17 protein-coding genes are annotated in these 18,652 nt (G+C 73.4%); 12 read left to right on the top strand and 5 right to left on the bottom strand.

Translation table 11 applies throughout. The annotated features are described in order from the left end of the window. Positions 1–7: 7 nt before the first annotated feature. Positions 8–736, bottom strand: a complete 729-nt coding sequence (locus ACZ434_RS17140; protein WP_468456473.1) for a ZIP family metal transporter — start codon at positions 734–736, stop codon at positions 8–10. Between the two features lie 95 nt (positions 737–831). Here ACZ434_RS17140 and cobM point away from each other — a divergent pair, with 95 nt between their 5' ends. From cobM to cobC, 5 genes are all read left to right on the top strand, one after another. Continuing rightward, positions 832–1,650, top strand: a complete 819-nt coding sequence (cobM, locus tag ACZ434_RS17145) for a precorrin-4 C(11)-methyltransferase (protein WP_468456475.1) — start codon at positions 832–834, stop codon at positions 1,648–1,650. Beyond that, the gene (cbiE, locus tag ACZ434_RS17150; RefSeq protein WP_468456477.1) at positions 1,647–2,882 is read left to right on the top strand and encodes a precorrin-6y C5,15-methyltransferase (decarboxylating) subunit CbiE; all 1,236 of its coding nucleotides are present in this window, start codon (positions 1,647–1,649) and stop codon (positions 2,880–2,882) included. The genes cobM and cbiE overlap by 4 nt, the downstream gene beginning before the upstream one ends. Continuing rightward, on the top strand, positions 2,879–4,561 hold the full coding sequence (cobJ, locus tag ACZ434_RS17155; protein ID WP_468456479.1) for a precorrin-3B C(17)-methyltransferase: 1,683 nt from the start codon (positions 2,879–2,881) through the stop codon (positions 4,559–4,561). Before cbiE ends, cobJ begins: the two co-directional genes overlap by 4 nt. A 157-nt stretch (positions 4,562–4,718) precedes the next feature. After that, positions 4,719–5,624, top strand: coding sequence for a sirohydrochlorin chelatase (locus ACZ434_RS17160; protein ID WP_468456481.1), 906 nt, complete (start codon positions 4,719–4,721; stop codon positions 5,622–5,624). Next, the gene (cobC, locus tag ACZ434_RS17165) at positions 5,614–6,675 is read left to right on the top strand and encodes an Rv2231c family pyridoxal phosphate-dependent protein CobC (RefSeq protein WP_468456483.1); all 1,062 of its coding nucleotides are present in this window, start codon (positions 5,614–5,616) and stop codon (positions 6,673–6,675) included. The genes ACZ434_RS17160 and cobC overlap by 11 nt, the downstream gene beginning before the upstream one ends. A 117-nt stretch (positions 6,676–6,792) precedes the next feature. Here cobC and ACZ434_RS17170 read toward each other — a convergent pair whose 3' ends face one another. Continuing rightward, a complete protein-coding gene (locus ACZ434_RS17170; RefSeq protein WP_468456485.1) occupies positions 6,793–7,710 on the bottom strand; it encodes an SCO1860 family LAETG-anchored protein in 918 nt (305 codons plus the stop codon). Between the two features lie 199 nt (positions 7,711–7,909). Beyond that, positions 7,910–9,001 (bottom strand): amidohydrolase family protein, encoded by a 1,092-nt coding sequence (locus ACZ434_RS17175; RefSeq protein ID WP_468456487.1) that lies wholly within the window; start codon positions 8,999–9,001, stop codon positions 7,910–7,912. 170 nt (positions 9,002–9,171) lie between these two features. Here ACZ434_RS17175 and ACZ434_RS17180 point away from each other — a divergent pair, with 170 nt between their 5' ends. The 5 genes from ACZ434_RS17180 (at position 9,172) to thpD (ending at position 13,864) form a co-directional block, all read left to right on the top strand. Continuing rightward, positions 9,172–10,272 carry a pyridoxal-phosphate-dependent aminotransferase family protein gene (locus ACZ434_RS17180; protein ID WP_468456489.1) on the top strand — a complete coding sequence of 367 codons (1,101 nt, stop codon included), beginning with the start codon at positions 9,172–9,174 and terminating at the stop codon, positions 10,270–10,272. A 401-nt stretch (positions 10,273–10,673) separates the two neighbouring features. After that, complete coding sequence (gene ectA, locus ACZ434_RS17185; protein ID WP_468456491.1) at positions 10,674–11,180, top strand: diaminobutyrate acetyltransferase; 507 nt, start codon at positions 10,674–10,676, stop codon at positions 11,178–11,180. A 75-nt stretch (positions 11,181–11,255) separates the two neighbouring features. Beyond that, complete coding sequence (gene ectB, locus ACZ434_RS17190; RefSeq protein WP_468456493.1) at positions 11,256–12,527, top strand: diaminobutyrate--2-oxoglutarate transaminase; 1,272 nt, start codon at positions 11,256–11,258, stop codon at positions 12,525–12,527. Between the two features lie 35 nt (positions 12,528–12,562). Next, positions 12,563–12,961: an ectoine synthase gene (locus ACZ434_RS17195; protein WP_468456495.1), complete on the top strand. Its 399-nt coding sequence runs from the start codon at positions 12,563–12,565 to the stop codon at positions 12,959–12,961. A 6-nt stretch (positions 12,962–12,967) separates the two neighbouring features. Then, positions 12,968–13,864 carry an ectoine hydroxylase gene (gene thpD / locus ACZ434_RS17200; RefSeq protein ID WP_468456497.1) on the top strand — a complete coding sequence of 299 codons (897 nt, stop codon included), beginning with the start codon at positions 12,968–12,970 and terminating at the stop codon, positions 13,862–13,864. 163 nt (positions 13,865–14,027) lie between these two features. Here thpD and ACZ434_RS17205 read toward each other — a convergent pair whose 3' ends face one another. Together ACZ434_RS17205 and ACZ434_RS17210 are read right to left on the bottom strand one after the other, a co-directional pair. Continuing rightward, positions 14,028–15,080, bottom strand: a complete 1,053-nt coding sequence (locus ACZ434_RS17205; RefSeq protein WP_468456499.1) for an aminotransferase class V-fold PLP-dependent enzyme — start codon at positions 15,078–15,080, stop codon at positions 14,028–14,030. Between the two features lie 96 nt (positions 15,081–15,176). Then, positions 15,177–15,887, bottom strand: coding sequence for a DsbA family oxidoreductase (locus ACZ434_RS17210; RefSeq protein WP_468456501.1), 711 nt, complete (start codon positions 15,885–15,887; stop codon positions 15,177–15,179). A 207-nt stretch (positions 15,888–16,094) separates the two neighbouring features. Here ACZ434_RS17210 and ACZ434_RS17215 point away from each other — a divergent pair, with 207 nt between their 5' ends. Both ACZ434_RS17215 and ACZ434_RS17220 read left to right on the top strand, forming a co-directional pair. After that, positions 16,095–17,885: a sensor histidine kinase gene (locus ACZ434_RS17215; RefSeq protein ID WP_468456503.1), complete on the top strand. Its 1,791-nt coding sequence runs from the start codon at positions 16,095–16,097 to the stop codon at positions 17,883–17,885. A 96-nt stretch (positions 17,886–17,981) separates the two neighbouring features. Then, positions 17,982–18,644, top strand: coding sequence for a response regulator transcription factor (locus ACZ434_RS17220; RefSeq protein WP_468456505.1), 663 nt, complete (start codon positions 17,982–17,984; stop codon positions 18,642–18,644). Positions 18,645–18,652 lie beyond the last annotated feature (8 nt).

Below are 18,652 nucleotides of genomic sequence, written 5' to 3' on the forward strand. Positions count from 1 at the left end.
GCCGTGGTCAGTGCGCGGCGCCCACCACAAGCCAGATGAACAGCACCCCCGCGACCGTGCAGAGCAGTGTGGAGCGGGCCGGGTGTTCGTGGTGGGCCTCGGGCAGGATCTCGGCCGCCGCGAGGTAGAGCAGCGCGCCGCCGAACAGGCCGAGGTAGCCGCCGAGCAGGGGCTCCGGGATCGTGAGGATCAGGGTGGAGGCGGCGCCGGCGACGGGTGCGGCCGCGGCCGCGAACAGCATCGTCAGCGCGCGGCGGCGGGCGTTTCCGTAGACGCGCGTGAGGGTGTACGTGTTGAAGCCGTCCGCGAAGTCGTGGGCGATCACGGCCACCGCGACGGCGGCGCCCATGCCGTCGTCGACCTGGAAGGCGGCGCCGATCGCCACCCCGTCCATGGCGCTGTGGCCGACCATGGCCGCGGCGGCCGTGAGGCCCACCTCGGGGGTGCGGCCGTCGGCTTCCGCGGCGCCGTGGGCGGCCTGCCGGTGGGCGAGCAGGCGTTCCACCAGATGGGCGAGGAGGAAGCCGCCCACGAAGAGCAGCAGGGCCGCCGGTACGCCGTGGATCTCGGTGCCGGCCGCTTCCAGGGACTCCGGGAGGAGTTCCAGGCCGACGACGCCCAGCATCAGGCCGCCGGCCAGGCCCAGCACCAGATGGCGGCGGTCGGTCACGCGGTGTGCCGACCAGCCGCCGGCCAGCGTCATCAGGAACGCGCCGAGCGCGACGAGGACCGCCATGTGCTCTTCGTATCCGATCGGCGGCCCGTCGCGCACGTGTGACGGCCGCCCGCCGCCCACCGACTTCGACCACTCCCAGGAGAGGACCTTTTCCCATGGCCGACGCCCCCACCGGCAAGGTGACCTTCGTCGGGGCCGGTCCCGGCGCCGCCGATCTGCTGACGTTCCGTGCCGCCCGTGCCATCGCCGAGGCCGATGTGGTGATCTGGGCCGCCAGCCTGGTGCAGGAGGAGGTGCTGCGGCACGCGCGTGAGGGTGCCGAGATCCTCGACTCGGCGACGATGTCCCTGGAGGACGTCGTCGCCGTCTACGAGCGGGCCCGCGCCGACGGGCTGAGGGTCGCGCGGATCCACTCGGGCGATCCGGCGCTGTGGGGCGGTACGCAGGAGCAGGTCGACCGGTGTGCGGAGCTCGGCATCGCGACCGAGATCGTGCCCGGGGTGTCGTCCTTCTCGGCCGTCGCGGCGATCGCGCGGCGCGAGCTGACCATTCCCGAGGTGGCGCAGTCGGTCGTGCTGACCCGGCTCGGCGGTGGCAAGACGCCGATGCCGCCCGGTGAGGAGGTCCGCGAGTTCGCGCGGCACGGCACCACCATGGCGGTCTTCCTGTCGGCCGCCCGCAGCGGACAGCTGGTGCGGGAGCTGCTGGAGGGCGGCTATCCGACGTCCACGCCGGTCGTCGTCGCGTATCAGGCGACGTGGCCGGAGGAGCTGGTCGTGAAGTGCACGGTCGGCACGCTGGAGGAGACGGTCAAGGAGCACAAGCTGTGGAAGCACACGCTGTTCCTGGTCGGTCCGGCGCTCGACGCGCACGGCACGCGTTCGCACCTGTACCACCCCGGTCACTTCCACGGGTTCCGCAAGGCGGATCCGGAGGCGCGCCGGGCGTTGCGTTCGCGGGGTGCGAGCACGTGATCACGGTTGTCGGGATGGGGGCCGGTGCGACGGTCGACGCCCAGGTCACGGCCGGTGCGGAGCTGGTCGTGGGCGGGCGGCGGCATCTGGACGCCGTGCGGGTGCCGGAGGGGGCCGAGCGGGTCGTGCTGGGGCCGCTGGCGCCCGCGCTCGACACCGTCGGGAAGTACGTCGCCGGGGAGCGGCCGGTCGTGGTGCTGGCGTCGGGGGATCCCGGGTTCTTCGGGATCGTGCGGGCGCTGGCCGAGCGGTTCGGGCCGGAGCGGCTCGATGTGCGGCCGGGGGTCCCCGCCGTGGCCGCCGCGTTCGCGCGGGTCGGGCTGCCCTGGGACGACGCCGTGGTGGTCAGCGCGCACGGGCGTGATCCGCGTACGGCGGTGAACCTGTGCCGGGCGTATCCGAAGGTCGCCGTGCTGACGGGGCCGGGGGCCGGACCGGCGGAGCTGGGGACAGCGCTGCGGGGGCGTCCGCGTGTGCTGGTCGTCGCCTCCGCGCTCGGTTCCGCCGGGGAACGGGTGGAGCGGGTGACGCCCGCCGAGGCCGCCGGCCGTGACTGGGGGACGGCGGTGAACGTGGTGCTGTGCCTGGACGAGGCGCGGGCGCTGGGTCCGGTGCGTACGGTCGCGGGGCCGGTGGCGGGGCCGGCCGAATGGGCGCTGGCGGAGGCGGAGTTCGCGCACCGCGACTCGATGATCACCAAGTTCGAGGTGCGGGCGCTGGCGCTGGCCCGGCTCGGGCCGCGCCCGGGTGAGCTGGTGTGGGACGTCGGCGCGGGATCGGGCTCGGTGGCGGTGGAGTGCGCGCGGCTCGGTGCCGCCGTCACCGCCGTGGAGCGGACCCCGGACGGGGTGGAGCGGGTCCGCGCCAACGCCGCCGCGCACGGGGTCGACGTGCGCGTGGTGCACGGATCGGCGCCGGAGGTCCTGGGCGGCCTGGACGAGGACCCCGACGCGGTGTTCGTCGGCGGCGGGGGGCGCGAACTGCCGGCGGTCGTCACCGCGTGCGCGCGGCGGGCGCGGCGGACGGTCGTCGTCGCCGTGGCCGCGCTCGACCGGGTCCCGGCGGCCCGTGCGGCGCTGACGGACGCCGGTCTCTCCTGCGACGGGGTGCTGTTGCAGTCGTCGCGGCTGGCGCCGCTGCCCGGGGACGTGACCCGGCTGGCGGCGGCCAATCCCGTTTTCCTGCTGTGGGGCGTCCGGCTCCACGGCCGTACCGAAGGAGTCGAGCAGTGATCGGCCTCATCTCCGCCACGGCGGCGGGAGCGGTGGCGCGGGACCGGCTGGCCGCCGCGTGGCCGGACCGTACGCGCGTCTACGAGGGACCGGTGGCGGACGCCGTGCGGGCCGCGTTCGCCGAGTGCGAGCAGCTCGTGTGCTTCCTCGCCACGGGGGCCGTGGTGCGGCTGGTGGCGCCCTTGCTGGACGGCAAGACGTCCGACCCGGGCGTGGTCTGTGTCGACGAGGCGGGACGGTTCGCGGTGTCGCTGGTCGGCGGGCACGGCGGCGGGGCGAACGAGCTCGCCCGCGCGGTCGGCGACGTACTGGGCGCGGAGCCGGTGGTGACGACGGCGACGGACGCGGCGCACCTGCCGGGTCTCGACACCCTCGGGCTGCCGGTGGAGGGGGCTGTCGCCGCCGTGTCGCGTGCCCTGCTGGACGGTGAGGCGGTGGCGTTGCGCGCGGAGGTGGCCTGGCCGCTGCCACCGCTGCCGGTCGCCGACGAGGGGGCGTACACGATCCGGGTCACGGACCGGCTGGTCGAGCCGGGCGAGCGGGAGGTGCTGCTGCGGCCGCCGACCCTCGTCGTCGGGGTGGGGGCCTCGAAGGGTGCCCCCGCCGAGGAGGTGCTCGGTCTGATCGAGGGGGCGCTGCGCGAGGCGGGACTGTCGGGCGCCTCGCTCGCCGCGCTGGCCACCGTGGACGCCAAGGCCGACGAGCCCGGCATCGTGGCGGCGGCCCGCCGACTCGGCGTGCCTCTGCTGACGTACGCGGCCGGGGAGTTGGCGCGCGTCGAGGTGCCCAACCCCTCCGACGCGCCGCTGGCCGCCGTCGGCACCCCGTCGGTCGCGGAGGCCGCCGCGCTGGTGGGCGGGGGTGAACTGCTGGTGCCCAAGCGGAAGTCGGCGGCGCGGCCCGCGATGGCGACCTGTGCCGTCGTACGGCGTCCGGGGCGCGGGCGGCTCGCGGTGGTCGGGCTCGGGCCGGGCGCCCGGGACCTGCTCACCCCGCGCGCGAAGGCCGAACTGCGGCGCGCCTCCGTGCTGGTGGGGCTCGACCAGTACGTCGACCAGGTCCGCGATCTGCTGCGGCCCGGTACACGGGTGCTGGAGTCCGGTCTCGGCGCGGAGGAGGAGCGGGCCCGTACGGCCGTCGCCGAGGCCCGGCGCGGGCAGGCGGTCGCGTTGATCGGCAGCGGCGACGCGGGGGTGTACGCCATGGCCTCCCCGGCGCTGGCCGAGGCGTCGGACGACATCGACGTGGTCGGGGTGCCGGGTGTGACGGCGGCGCTGGCGGCCGGGGCGATCCTGGGGGCGCCGCTGGGCCACGACCATGTGTCGATCAGCCTGTCCGACCTGCACACGCCGTGGGAGGTCATCGAGCGGCGGGTGCGGGCGGCGGCCGAGGCGGACATCGTCGTGACGTTCTACAACCCGCGCAGCCGGGGCCGTGACTGGCAGTTGCCGAAGGCGCTCGCGATCCTCGCCGGACACCGGGAGCCGGCGACGCCGGTCGGGGTCGTGCGCAACGCGTCCCGCGCGGACGAGTCGAGCCGGCTGACCACGCTGGCCGCGCTGGACCCGGCGACGGTCGACATGATGACGGTCGTGACCGTGGGCAACACGGCGACCCGGGAGATCGCGGGGCGCATGGTCACCCCGCGCGGCTACCGCTGGCAGGAGGAGCCGCGGTGAACGGCACGGTGCGCCGCGGCGTCCGCGGGGACGTGCGGGTCAACCCACCGCCGTGCCGGCCCACTTGGTCCGAACTCGCTGTCACAGCCCGATCATCCGCGTCCGCATCCATATCCATATCCAAATCCGCATCCGCATCCGCATCCGAGGAGTACCTGTGACCACCCCGCCCGCCCTGCTCATCGCCGGCCACGGCACCCGGGACGACGCCGGAGCGGAGGCGTTCCGTGACTTCGTGCGGGAGTTGGGGCGCCGCCACCCCGGGCTTCCGGTCGCCGGCGGTTTCATCGAGCTGTCCCCGCCGCCGCTGGGCGAGGCCGTCGCCGAACTGGTGGAGCGGGGGGTGCGGCGGTTCGCGGCCGTTCCGCTGATGCTGGTGTCCGCCGGGCACGCCAAGGGGGACATCCCGGCCGCGCTGGCCCGGGAGAAGGAACGCCACCCGGGGATCTCGTACACCTACGGCCGTCCGCTGGGTCCGCATCCCGCGCTGCTGAAGGTGCTGGAGCGGCGGCTGGCCCAGGCGATGGATCCGTCCTGGGACCCGGCCGAGGTGACCGTGCTGCTCGTGGGCCGCGGCTCGACGGACCCGGACGCCAACGCCGAGGTGTTCAAGGCGGCGCGGCTGCTGTGGGAGGGGCGCGGCTACGCGGGCGTGGAGACGGCGTTCGTGTCGCTGGCGGCGCCCGATGTGCCGAGCGGGCTGGCCCGGTGCGCACGCCTGGGTGCCCGGCGGGTCGTGGTCCTGCCGTACTTCCTGTTCACCGGGATCCTGCCGGACCGGGTGCGGCGGCAGACGGACGGGTGGGCGGCGGCGCATCCGGAGACCGAGGTACGGTCGGCGGACGTCATCGGGCCGGAGCCGGAACTGCTGGACCTGGTGATGGAGCGGTACGAGGAGGCCGTGAAGGGTGATCTCAGGATGAACTGCGACTCGTGTGTGTACCGGATCGCGCTGCCCGGTTTCGAGGACAAGGTGGGTCTGCCGCAGCAGCCGCACTTCCACCCCGACGACGACGGGCACCACCACCACGGGCACGGCCACGCCCACTCCCATGCGCACTGATCCGGGGGCCCGCGGGCACGATCTGCGCCATCACGGCGACGCCGAGGTCCGCGACGGCGGTTCCGCGCTGGTCGACCTCGCGGTGAACGTCCGTACGGACACGCCTCCGGTGTGGCTGCGGGAGCACATCGCCGGGTCGCTGTCCGGGCTCGCCGCCTACCCGGACGGGCGGGCCGCGCGGGCCGCGGTGGCGGCGCGGCACGGGCTGCCGGTGGAGCAGGTGCTGCTGACGGCGGGCGCCGCGGAGGCGTTCGTGCTGCTGGCGCGGGCGCTGAAGGTGAACCGGCCGGTGGTGGTGCATCCGCAGTTCACCGAGCCGGAGGCGGCGCTGCGGTACGCCGGGCACACGGTGGACCGGGTGCTGCTGCGGGAGGCGGACGGGTTCCGGCTGGACCCGGCGGCGGTGCCCGAGGACGCGGACCTGGTGGTGATCGGCAACCCGACGAACCCGACGTCGGTGCTGCACCCGGCCGCCACCGTGGCCGGGCTGGCCCGCCCCGGGCGGACGCTGGTGGTGGACGAGGCGTTCATGGACGCGGTGCCGGGTGAGCGGGAGGCGCTGGCCGGGCGTACGGACGTACCGGGCCTGGTGGTGCTGCGCAGCCTCACCAAGACGTGGGGGCTGGCGGGGCTGCGGATCGGCTACGTCCTGGCGGATGCGGAGACCGTCGCGGAACTGGAACGCGCCCAGCCGCTGTGGCCGGTGTCCACTCCGGCGCTGGCGGCGGCGGAGGCGTGCGTGGGGGCGGCGGCGCTGGTGGAGGCGGCGGAGGCGGCTCGCCGTATCGCGGTGGACCGCGCCCATCTGATCGACGGGCTCCGAGAGTTCGCGGGCCGTGGTCTGCGGGTCGTGGAGCCCGCGGAGGGTCCGTTCGTCCTGGTCCGGCTGCCGGGTGCGGCGGTGGTACGACGGCGGCTGCGCGGGCTGGGCTACGCGGTGCGCCGTGGGGACACGTTTCCGGGGCTGGGTGAGGAGTGGCTGCGGCTGGCGGTGCGGGACCGGGGGACGGTGGACGGGTTCCTCGGCGCGCTGGGCCGAGCCCTGACGTGATCCGCCCCCGCCGGAGGGGCTGAAGTTCAGCCCCTCCGGCGTTCGAGGAGCGGGGTCCGGGGCGGAGCCCCGGGACGGGACGGGAAGGGGCGGCGGGGGCGAAACCCCTCGGGCGGCTCAGCCCCTGCGCCCCCGGCGCGCCAGCGCCACCGCTCCGCCGCCCGCCGCCAGCAGCGCGACCGCCCCGCCCGCGACATACGGCGTCATCGAGTCCCCACCCGTCTCGGCAAGGTTGGCCTCCGCGGGTGCGGCCTCCTCCGCCCGCGCCCCCTGCGGCTGCACCCCCGCGGCCTCGGGCGCCGCCGCCTGCGGCTCGACCGCCGCTGCCGGCACCGGCGCCGGCGCCTCACACTTCGCCTCGGCCAGCGTCAGCGTGCCGTCGACCTCGGCGACATTGAGCTTCAACGGGTTGATGGACACCTTCAGCTGGAGCGCGGTGGCGGCGGCCGTGCTCGACGTGGTCTCCGTCTTCGACAGGTCCAGCCGGACCGACCCGACCCCCGGCACCTCGACCTGCGTGGGACCGCCGGCGGTCAGCGCCACGCGTTTGCCGAGGACCGTCACCGAGGCGGGCAGGGTCGCCGAGGCGTGCGGGGTCTCCCCTGCCTCGCAGACCGCCTTGGAGCTCACCGCCTCGAGCTCGACGACCGACAGCAGCGGCAGGCCGGGCACATGGAGCCGGGCCTTGCTGAGGGTGGTGGACGCCTCCGCCCGCTCGCCCTCGACCGTCGCCTTCGCGTCGGCCACCTCCGCCCGCAGCACGCTGAAGGGCTTGCCGCCGTCGACGCCGTCGAGGCTGGCGGTGAGGGCCGTCTTCCGCGCGCTCTCCGGTGCCCGCACCTCGTTGAGGGAGACGGCGAGCGGGGCGTGCACGGTCTTGTTGAGCAGGGACACGTCGAGCCCGGTGCGCAGCACGGCGGCGCTCGCGCTGCCGCGCCCCTCGGTGGCGTGCGCGGAGCCCGCTCCGGCCAGGGCGGCGGGCCCCGCGGCGAGAGCGGTGGCCGCGGCGACGGCGGCCCAACGGTGTGCGGGCATACGGAAGTTGATGGTGTTCAAGGTGGTGGGACCCCCATGAGACATGACTGGGACCCGGAAAGGATGTCCGCGCGAACAGCGGGCCGTCAGCGATCCGCCGACTCTTCACTCCTTCGAGGAGATCCAGTGGATCCGTTCGATTCCCGGGGTACGGCTGTTCCCCGCCGTCACCCTCGTACGCCTCACGGGGGCGCGGCCGTCATCCGACCACGCGCCCGTTGAGCACCACCCGGCGCGGAGCGGTCAGCACGGTGACGTCCGCGCGCGGGTCGGCGCCGTAGACCACGAGGTCGGCCGGGGCGCCCTCCTCCAGACCGGGCCGGCCGAGCCACTTCCTGGCCGCCCAGGTGCCGGCGGCCAGGGCCTCGACGGGCGGGATGCCGGCCTTGGTCAGTTCCGCGACCTCGTCGGCGGCCAGCCCGTGCGGGAGCGACCCGCCGGCGTCCGTGCCGACGAAGACGGGAACGCCGGCGTCGTAGGCGGAGCGCACGGTGTCGTAGCGGCGTTCGTGGAGCCGGCGCATATGGGCCGACCAGCGCGGGAACTTGGACGCGCCGCCGTCGGCGAGCGCGGGGAAGGTGGCGATGTTCACGAGGGTGGGGACGATCGCGACGCCTCGTTCGGCGAAGAGCGGGATGGTGTCGTCGGTCAGGCCCGTCGCGTGCTCGACGCAGTCGATGCCGGCCTCCACCAGGTCCCGCAGGGAGTCCTCGGCGAAGCAGTGCGCGGTGACGCGGGCGCCCAGCCGGTGCGCCTCGGCGATGGCCGCCTCGACGGCGCCGCGCGGCCAGCAGGCCGCCAGGTCACCGAGGTCGCGGTCGATCCAGTCGCCGACCAGCTTCACCCAGCCGTCGCCGCGCCGGGCCTCCTGGGCGACGTACGCGGCGAGGTCCTCGGGCTCGACCTCCCAGGCGTAGTTGCGGATGTAGCGTCGGGTGCGGGCGATGTGCCGCCCGGCTCGGATGATCTTCGGGAGGTCGTCGCGGTCGTCGGTCCAGCGGGTGTCGGAGGGTGAGCCGGCGTCGCGCAGCAGCAGGGCACCGGCGTCGCGGTCGGTGAGCGCCTGCTTCTCGGCGACCTCGGCGGGGACCGCGCCGTGCCGGTCCAGGCCCACGTGGCAGTGGGCGTCGACCAGTCCGGGCAGCACCCAGCCGTCGACCGTGCGGATGTCGCGGGCGCCGGCGGGACGGTCGTAGGAGATCCTCCCCCCGACCACCCAGAGTTCGTCGCGGACCTCGTCCGGGCCGACGAGGATCCGCCCCTTCACGTGCAGCACCGCGCGTTCGCTCATGCACCGCACCCTAGTCAGGCGCCGCCCGGACCTGTCCGCCCGGTCCGGGGTCTCCCCCCCTCCGCGTCCGCCGTCGCGGGGCCGAGGAGGCGGGAGGGGACGCGGCCGGCGACGGTCTACCCTCGACCTCGTCGTACGTACCCGCGCCGCCGAGCAAAGAGAGCACCGCCGTGAACCACCTTCTCCTCGATCTTCCCCCGATGGGCGCCGCGCACTTCGCCTCGATCGAGGACCGGGTGGCACGGCTGCTCGGCACCCGGCAGGACGTCGTGATCATGCAGGGTGAGGCGCTGCTGCCGCTGGAGGGCGCGATCCGTGCGACCGCCGGGCCGGGCACGACCGCGCTGAACGTCATCACCGGCCCCTACGGTCAGACCTTCGGCGACTGGCTGCGGGACTGCGGTGCCACGGTGATCGACCTGACGGTGCCGTTCCACACGGCGGTCACGGCCGAGCAGGTCCACGGCGCGTTCACGGAGCACCCGGAGATCGACTTCGTGTCCCTGGTGCACGCGGAGGCGGCCACCGGGAACACCAACCCGGTCGCGGGGATCGGCGAGGTGGTGCGGGCGCACGGGGCGCTGTTCTACCTGGACGCGGTGGCGTCGATCGGGGCGGAGCCGGTGCTGCCGGACGCGTGGGGTGTGGACCTGTGCGTGATCGGGGCGCAGAAGGCGCTGGGCGGTCCGGCCGGGGTGTCGGCGGTGTCGGTGAGCGAGCGGGCGTGGGCGCGGATGGCGGCGAACCCGCGGGCGCCGCGCCGCTCGTACCTGTCGCTGCCGGACTGGAAGGAACGGTGGATCGACGGCGGCCGCAGGGCGCTGCCGCACGCGCCGGCGCAGTTGGAGATGCTGGCGCTGGAGGCGTGCGCGGAGCGCTTCGAGGCGGCGGGCCCGGAGGCGGTGATGGCCCGGCACGCGTCGGCGGCGGCGGCCACGCGGGCGGGGGCGCTGGCGCTGGGCGGGGGTCTTGAGCCGTATGTGCGGGACGCGGCGGACGCGGCGCCGGTCGCGACGACCCTGCGGGCGCCGTCCGGCACGGTGGCGTCGGACCTGGTGGCCCGCGCGCTGGCCGCCGACCCGGCCGTTCCGCTGGCCGCGGGCGGGGGCGCGCTGGCCAAGGAGATGATCCGCGTCAACCACTACGGCCCGGAGGCGACGCGGGGCGCGGTGCGGGCGAGCCTGGCGGCGTTGGGAGCCGCGCTCGGTGAGGCGGGGCTGGACGTGGACACCGCCGGAGCCCTGCGGGCCGTGGAAACGGCCTGGGGCTGACCGCGGGCCGAGGTCTCCGGTTCTTCTCCGCCCCGCCCGCCCCCGGGTGACCGGGACATGAATTCCATGCGATTATCAGAATCCTTCGCACGGATTCTCCAACGCCATTCTTGCGCTTATTCCTCGATTACCTTACGGGGCAGCTTCCCGTCTTCTTCTGCCCGCTTTCTCCGGCCCTAAACGCCACGATTTGAAGAACGGGAAGCGGGGCGTTACGGGAGTTACACACTTGTGACCGGTTCCACACCGCGCCCGTTTTGCGTCCTATGCACCAGGAGAAACGGGGCATATCGCCGGACTCTCGCGCGGACCCACCCGCCCGCGCGATAACACAGATCAAGCTCGCACGTAACCCCGACAGACGATGCAATTTTGAATTTACCTCGGTAAGTTCAATTCGCATGACTGCCGCACAAGCAGACCTGCAAATCGACCGCCCCACCGTGGCGGACGGAGCCGTGCTGTGGCGGATAGCCAGGGACTCGAAGGTCCTCGACCTGAACTCGTCGTACAGCTATCTGCTGTGGTGCCGTGACTTCGCCGCCACGTCGGCCGTCGCCCGTGACGAGCGCGGCGAGCCGATCGGCTTCGTCAGCGGATACCTGCGGCCGGACAGCCCGCGCACCCTGCTCGTCTGGCAGGTCGCGGTCGACGCGACGTACCGCGGCCGAGGTCTGGCCGCCGCCCTGCTCGACGGGCTGGCCGCCCGGACCGCCGCGGAGCACGGGGTGGACACGGTGGAGACCACCATCACGCCGGGCAACACCGCCTCCGAGCGCCTGTTCACCGCGTTCGCGGAGCGCCACGGCGCCCTGCTGGAGCGCGAGGTGCTGTTCGACGCCGGCCAGTTCCCGGACGGCCCGCACGACCCCGAGGTCCTGTACCGCATCGGACCGTTCGCGCTCTGACCGGCCCGTATGGACCGCCCCCCCCAGATCTTCCGACTCCCTCTGACCTCCCACGCCACCGAGGAGCGATTCGTCGTGACCATCACCCAGCCCGACCTCAGCGTCTTCGAGACCCTCGAGTCCGAGGTGCGCAGCTACTGCCGCGGCTGGCCCACCGTCTTCGACCGTGCGCACGGCAGCCGCATGTACGACGAGGACGGCCACGAGTACCTCGACTTCTTCGCCGGAGCCGGCTCACTCAACTACGGGCACAACAACCCCGTCCTGAAACGGGCGCTGATCGACTACCTGGAGCGGGACGGCGTCACGCACGGCCTCGACATGTCGACGACGGCCAAGCGCGCCTTCCTGGAGTCCTTCCAGAACTGGATCCTGCGCCCGCGCGACCTGCCGTACAAGGTCATGTTCCCGGGCCCGACGGGCACCAACGCCGTGGAGTCCGCGCTGAAGCTGGCGCGGAAGGTGAAGGGGCGCGAGGCGATCGTGTCGTTCACCAACGCCTTCCACGGCATGTCGCTGGGCTCGCTCGCCGTGACCGGCAACGCCTTCAAGCGGGCCGGCGCCGGTATCCCGCTGGTGCACGGCACGCCGATGCCGTTCGACAACTACTTCGACGGCAAGGTCGAGGACTTCCTGTGGTTCGAGCGGCTCCTGGAGGACCAGGGCTCCGGCCTCAACAAGCCCGCCGCCGTGATCGTCGAGACGGTGCAGGGCGAGGGCGGCATCAACGTCGCCCGGCCCGAGTGGCTGCGCGCCCTGGCCGACCTGTGCGAGCGCCAGGACATGCTGCTCATCGTCGACGACATCCAGATGGGCTGCGGCCGCACCGGTGCCTTCTTCTCCTTCGAGGAGGCCGGCATCACGCCCGACATCGTCACCGTGTCCAAGTCGATCAGCGGCTACGGACTGCCGATGGCGCTCACCCTGTTCAAGCCCGAGCTGGACGTGTGGGAGCCGGGCGAGCACAACGGCACCTTCCGCGGCAACAACCCCGCCTTCGTCACCGCCACCGCGGCGCTGGAGGCGTACTGGGCCGACGGCTCCGCGATGGAGAAGCAGACCCGTTCGCGCGGCGAGCAGGTCGAACAGGCGCTGATCGCCATCACCGAGGAGAACCTCGCCGACGTCAAGGAGTACCGCGGCCGCGGCCTGGTGTGGGGCATGGAGTTCCACGACAAGGGCCGCGCGGAGCGGATCGCCCGGCGCGCCTTCGAACTCGGGCTGCTCATCGAGACGTCCGGCCCGGAGAGCGAGGTCGTCAAGCTGCTCCCGTCCCTGACCATCACCGCGGACGAGCTGGACGAGGGGCTCACCACCCTCGCCCGCGCCGTCCGCGAAACCGCCTGAAACACGCACACGAGTCGAGGAGGCATCGCAACACCGTGATCGTCCGTTCGTTCAAGGAGCTCGAAGGCACCGACCGGCACGTCAAATCGGCGTCCGGCACATGGGAGAGCAAGCGCATCGTCCTCGCCAAGGAGAAGGTCGGCTTCTCCCTGCACGAGACGATCCTGTACGCGGGTACGGAGACGTCGATGTGGTACGCGAACCACATCGAGGCCGTCGTCTGCACCAAGGGCGAGGCCGAACTGACCGACCGCGAGACCGGGGAGACGTACCACATCACCCCGGGCACCATGTACCTCCTCGACGGCCACGAGCGGCACACGCTCAAGGTCAAGGAGGACTTCCACTGCATCTGTGTCTTCAACCCGCCCGTCACCGGACGGGAGGACCACGACGAGAACGGCGTATACCCGCTGCTCACCGAGGAGGTGTGAGTCACCGTGACCACGACCACGAACGTCACCGACCTCTATCCCACCCGCGGCGCCACCGAGGTGGCGACCCCGCGCCAGGACCCGGTCGTCTGGGGCTCCCCGGACACTCCCGGCCCCGTCTCGGCCGGTGATCTCCAGGCCCTGGACCGCGACGGCTTCCTCGCCATCGACCAGCTCATCGGGCCGGACGAGGTCGCCCTGTACCAGCGGGAGCTGGAGCGGCTCATCACCGACCCGGCCATCCGCGAGGACGAGCGCTCGATCGTCGAGCCGCAGTCCAAGGAGATCCGCTCGGTCTTCGAAGTGCACAGGATCAGCGAGGTGTTCGCGAACCTGGTGCGTGACGAGCGGGTCGTCGGGCGGGCCCGGCAGATCCTCGGCTCGGACGTCTACGTCCACCAGTCGCGGATCAACGTCAAGCCGGGCTTCGGGGCCAGCGGCTTCTACTGGCACTCGGACTTCGAGACCTGGCACGCCGAGGACGGCCTGCCGAACATGCGCACCATCTCGGTCTCGATCGCGCTCACCGAGAACTTCGACACCAACGGCGGTCTCATGATCATGCCGGGGTCGCACAAGACGTTCCTCGGGTGCGCGGGGGCCACGCCGAAGGACAACTACAAGAAGTCCCTGCAGATGCAGGACGCGGGGACGCCGTCCGACGAGGCGCTGACGAAGATGGCGTCGGAGTACGGCATCAAGCTGTTCACCGGCAAGGCCGGCTCGGCGACCTGGTTCGACTGCAACGCCATGCACGGCTCCGGCGACAACATCACGCCGTTCCCGCGCAGCAATGTGTTCATCGTCTTCAACAGCGTCGAGAACGCGGCGGTCGAACCCTTCGCGGCCCCGATCCGGCGCCCCGACTTCATTGGGGCGCGGGACTTCACTCCGGTGCGCTGAGCAGACCCCGGCCGGGGGTCCGGGGGTTGCCCCCCGGGATGACACAGCATTGGGGCGCGGGACTTCACTCCGGTGAAGTAGGCGCCTCGTACAGACTGCGGGCCGGGCCTCTCCGTGTGGGACAGGGAGGCACCGGCCCGCTGCCGTGTGCCCGGCGTGCGGATCAGCCGGGCAGGGCGTCCAGCAGCCGGTCCACGTCGTCGGCCGTGTTGTACAGGTGGAAGGACGCCCGCAGATGGCCGGCGCGGTTCGACACCTGGATGCCGGCCGCCGCCAGCTCCGGCTGGAGGCGGCCGAGTCCGGGCACGGACACGATCGGTGAACCGGGCGCGGGCACGGGGGTGTGGCCCAGGTTCGCGAGCCCCGCGCGGAAGCGGGCGGCGAGCGTCAGGTCATGGGCGCGGACGGCGTCCACACCGATCTCCTCGACGAGTTCGAGGGAGGCCCGCAGTCCGGCGTAGTCGAAGAGCGCGGGGCTGGAGTCGAACCGGCGGGCGGAGTGGGCGAGTTCGGCGAGGGGGCCGTAGCAGCTGTCCCAGGGGTTCTCCCCCGCGACCCAGCTCGCCAGCACCGGCGTCAGATCGCCGAAGTCCTCGGGGACGACGAGGAAGGCCGCGCCGTGCGGGCCGAGCAGCCACTTGTAGGTGATGGTGACGCTGTAGTCGTACGCGTCCGCCGTCACCGGGAGCCAGCCGGCCGCCTGGGAGAAGTCGACGTAGGTGCGCGCCCCGTGGGCGCGGGCCGCCTCGCGCAGCGCGGTGAGGTCGGCGACCCTGCCGTCGGCGGACTGTGCGGCGCTCACCGCGACGAGCGCGGTGCCGGGCCGTACGGAGTCGGCGATCCGCTCCAGCGGCACGGCACGCACCTTGAGGTCGCCGCGCGTGTGGAAGGCGTTCAGTACGGAGGTGAAGTCGTTCTCGGCGGTGAGGACTTCGGCGCCCGGCGGCAGTGAGGCCGCGACCAGCGCGGTGTGCAGGGCGACCGTCGAGCCGGTCGCCACCCGCTCCACCGGCACCCCGGCCAGCCGGGCGTACGCGGCACGGCAGGCCTCCACGTCGGCGAAGAGCGGGTCCAGCGGTCGGCCCTCCGCGCGCAGCCGCGCGGCGTCCTGGAGCGCGGCCACGGTGCGGGCGGGCAGGAGGGCGCTGCTCGCGGTGTTGAGGTAGGTGGTCCTCGGGGCGAACTCGGCACGGACGAGGTGGTCGAAGGTCTCCATGGCACCACTCTGCGGTCCCCGGACCTCCCCGTCCATTGCCGATTTCTGCGCGATACCGCAAAGGACGGCTTATGCGTACGCGCCGGCCTGCGGGTTCTACCGCTGCGGCACCGCGCAGCCGTCCGGGCCGCAGGCCTCCGCGTCGCCGTCGACCGGCTTCAGCGGCGGGCGCTCGTCCCAGGCCCGGGTCAGCGCCTGGCCGAACACCTCGACGGGCTGGGCGCCGGAGACACCGTACGTGCGGTCGAGGACGAAGAACGGCACCCCGTTGGCGCCGAGTTCGGCGGCCTCGCGCTCGTCGGCGCGGACCTCGGCGGCGTAGGCCTCCGGGTCGGCGAGGACCTCGCGGACGGCATCGGTGTCGAGGCCGGCGGTGCCGGCGAGTTCGACGAGCCGCTCGTCGTCGTTGTAGACGGACCGCTCCTCGGCGAAGTTCGCCCGGTAGAGAAGGTCGAGCAGCTCCGTCTGGCGGCCCCGCTCGCGGGCGAAGTGCAGCAGGCGGTGCATGTCGAAGGTGCTGCCGTGGTCGCGGCCCCGGGTGCGGTAGGGGAGCCCCTCGGCGGCGGCCTGGGCGCCCAGGTTGTCCTCGCCGGCCTCGGCCTGTGCCTCGCTCATGCCGTACTTCCTGCTCAGCATGGTGATCACGGGCTGGATGTCGTCCTTGGCCCGGCCCGGATCGAGCTCGAAGGAGCGGTGCACCACCTCGACCTGTTCACGGTGCGGGAAGGACGCCAGCGCCTTCTCGAAACGGGCCTTCCCGACATAGCACCAGGGGCAGGCGATGTCGCTCCAGATCTCGACGCGCATGAGTCGGCTCTCTCCAGGGTCGTACGGGCACGGTGGTGCGGCTGCGGAGACTCCCTCCGTAACTCGATGAACGTTCAAGCAGCTGTCTTCATTCCCTCGGCTGCCACTCCTCACCGGTGAGCGGGGCCGGCGTGTTCACTTTGGTCGTGCGGCAGCGCACCGAAGGGGGGATGCGGGCGCCCGGGAGCGGCCCTCTATCGTCGGCGCGTGGACGTAGCCGAGACACCCCGCACCGACCTGCCGCTCCGTTCGCGGCTCGCCGCCTCCTCCCCCTGGACCCGCCGACGCGTCGTCGGGGAGGTGGTCCTCACCCTGGTGCTCTCCGGGCTCGCGGGCCTCCTCCAGGCGGCGGATTCCGAGTCCGCGCTCCGGTCCGCCGGCCTGGCCCTGGCCGTCGCCGTACTGTCGCTCGCCCGCCGCGCGTTGCCCGCGACGGTGCTGATGATCTCGTCGGCGATGGCCGGACCGGTCGTCGGCGCGGTGCCGCTGCTGATCTACGCGAGCTGGTCGGCGGGCAGCCGCATCAGGCGGCCGGGGCGCGCGCTGGCCGCGTACGCCGCCGGGCTGGTGCTCTTCTTCGCCGCCACCGCCGGCAGCACGGCCCGCGAGGACCTCGGGCTGTCGCTGCTGATGACGGCCGTGCTGAGCAGCAGCCCGTTCCTGGTGCTGGCGGTCGTGCCGGGGCTCGCCTCCCGGTACCGCGCCCAGCGCCACGACCTGCTCGACGCACTGCAGCGGCACAACGCCCAACTGGTGCGCGAGCAGACGATGGTGGCGCACCAGGCCCGGCTGCTGGAGCGGCAGCGCATCGCCCAGGACATGCACGACAGCCTCGGCCATCAGCTCGCCCTGATCGCCGTGCACGCCGGTGCGCTGGAGGTGGACCCGGAACTCAACGACCGGCAGCGGGAAGGGGTGGGCATCCTCCGGGAGGCCTCCAGGACGGCGATGCGGGAGCTGCGGGAGGCGGTGGGCATCCTGCGGGACGGCGTGGCGGAGCCCGCACCGGGCCCGCGGAACGGCGTGGCGGCACCCGCACCGGGCCCCCGGGACGGCGTGGCGGCACCCGTACCGGGCCCGCGGGACGGCGACGGGTCCTCGGCGGCCCGGGTGGCGGCCTCCGTCGACCGGCTGGTCGAGTCGTCGCGGGCGGCGGGCACGGCGGTGGAGCTGCGCCGCTCCGGCACCGAACGGGCCCTCGCGCCCGCCGCCGACCACGCGGTGTACCGCATCGCCCAGGAAGGCCTGACCAACGCGCACAAGCACGCGCCGGGCGCCCCGATCACCGTGTCCCTGCGCTACGAACCGGACAGCCTGGTCGTCGAGGTGGCCAACGGGCCGGTACCGGCCGGCGCCCCGGCGGGTCCGCCCGCGATCAGCGGCGGCCAGGGGCTGGCGGGCCTGGCGGAGCGGGCCCGGCTGGTCGGCGGGATGGTGCACACCGGCCCCACGTCCGACGGGGGTTTCCGGCTCGCCGGTGTGCTGCCCTACGGCGACGGCGACGCCCGCTCCCGTCCGCGGGATGCGACTTCCGTCGTCGCGGACAACGACTTCCGGGGGCAGACCGGAGAGGCCGCCGCGGGTGAGGCTGGAGCCGACATCGACCACCGATCCGACCCGCAGAAGGAGCTCGCCGCCATCATGAGCAGCAGGAAGAACGCCGCCCTGGGATGTGCCCTCACCGCCGTCGTCCTCGTCACGGGAATCATCGCCCTGCTGGTGTGGGGGGTGTCGAAGCTGCTGGACGAGGTGGAGGCGGGTGTCATCCCGGCGAGTGTGTACGAGTCGGCCCGGGTGGGTGACGCCGAGGCGGACATCCGCGAGGACTTCCCCGAGGGCGACTCGCTGCTCACCGACGGCGTGGAGAAGGACGGCCCGCCGCTGCCCGAGGGCGCGACCTGCGAGCACTTCGTGGACGACGAGGCCGATATCGTCTACCGGTTCTGCTTCACCGACGGGAAGCTGTCCGCCAAGGAGTCCTACCCGCACAAGATATGACCGGGCGGTACGTCACCGCGCCCCTGCCGGGATCGGGCATGATGGGCGGGCTTCATCGTCCGCTTGTCCTACTACCGAACCCGCGCAGGAGGCCGTGTGATCCGGGTTCTCGTCGCCGACGACGAGCCGCTCATCAGGGCCGGCATCAGGATGATCCTCACCTCGGCCGAGGACATCGATGTCGTCGCCGAGGCCCGCAACGGCCGGGAGGCGGTGGAGACCGCGCGCGGCACCGCCGTCGACGTGGCCCTGCTGGACATCCAGATGCCGGAGATGGACGGGCTGTCCGCGCTGGCCGAGATGGGCCGGGCCGCGCCGGGGGTGCGGGTGCTGATCCTGACGACGTTCGGGGAGCGCGACAACGTCCTGCGGGCGCTCGGCCACGGCAGCGCGGGCTTCCTGCTGAAGGACTCCGCGCCGCAGGAACTGATCCACGCGGTCCGCGCGGCGGCGGCCGGCAACGCCTATCTGTCCCCGGCCGCCACCCGGCACGTGGTGGACACCCTCGCCTCGCCCGCCGCCACCGTGCGCGGCGAGGAGGCGCGCCGGCGTCTGGCCGGCCTGACGGGACGCGAACGCGAGGTGCTGGCCCTGCTCGGCGAGGGTCTGTCCAACGCGGACGCCGGCGCCCGGCTGCACATGAGCGAGGCCACGGTGAAGACGTACGTCAGCCGCATCCTGACCAAGCTCGACTGCGACAACCGGGTGCAGGCGGCGCTCCTGGCCCGGGACGCGGGCCTGGAGCCGACCGCGGGGTGAGCGTCGTC

The organism is Streptomyces sp. NPDC030893 (genome assembly GCF_055571535.1).

Excerpts from the sequence above, each read along its gene's own strand:
- ectA (WP_468456491.1), top strand. The coding sequence starts at position 10,674 with ATGACTGCCGCACAAGCAGACCTGCAAATCGACCGCCCCACCGTGGCG.
- cobM (WP_468456475.1), top strand. The coding sequence starts at position 832 with ATGGCCGACGCCCCCACCGGCAAGGTGACCTTCGTCGGGGCCGGTCCC.
- ACZ434_RS17175 (WP_468456487.1), bottom strand. The coding sequence starts at position 9,001 with ATGAGCGAACGCGCGGTGCTGCACGTGAAGGGGCGGATCCTCGTCGGC.
- ACZ434_RS17170 (WP_468456485.1), bottom strand. The coding sequence starts at position 7,710 with ATGCCCGCACACCGTTGGGCCGCCGTCGCCGCGGCCACCGCTCTCGCC.
- ACZ434_RS17210 (WP_468456501.1), bottom strand. The coding sequence starts at position 15,887 with ATGCGCGTCGAGATCTGGAGCGACATCGCCTGCCCCTGGTGCTATGTC.
- ACZ434_RS17140 (WP_468456473.1), bottom strand. The coding sequence starts at position 736 with ATGGCGGTCCTCGTCGCGCTCGGCGCGTTCCTGATGACGCTGGCCGGC.
- ACZ434_RS17205 (WP_468456499.1), bottom strand. The coding sequence starts at position 15,080 with ATGGAGACCTTCGACCACCTCGTCCGTGCCGAGTTCGCCCCGAGGACC.
- cobC (WP_468456483.1), top strand. The coding sequence starts at position 5,614 with ATGCGCACTGATCCGGGGGCCCGCGGGCACGATCTGCGCCATCACGGC.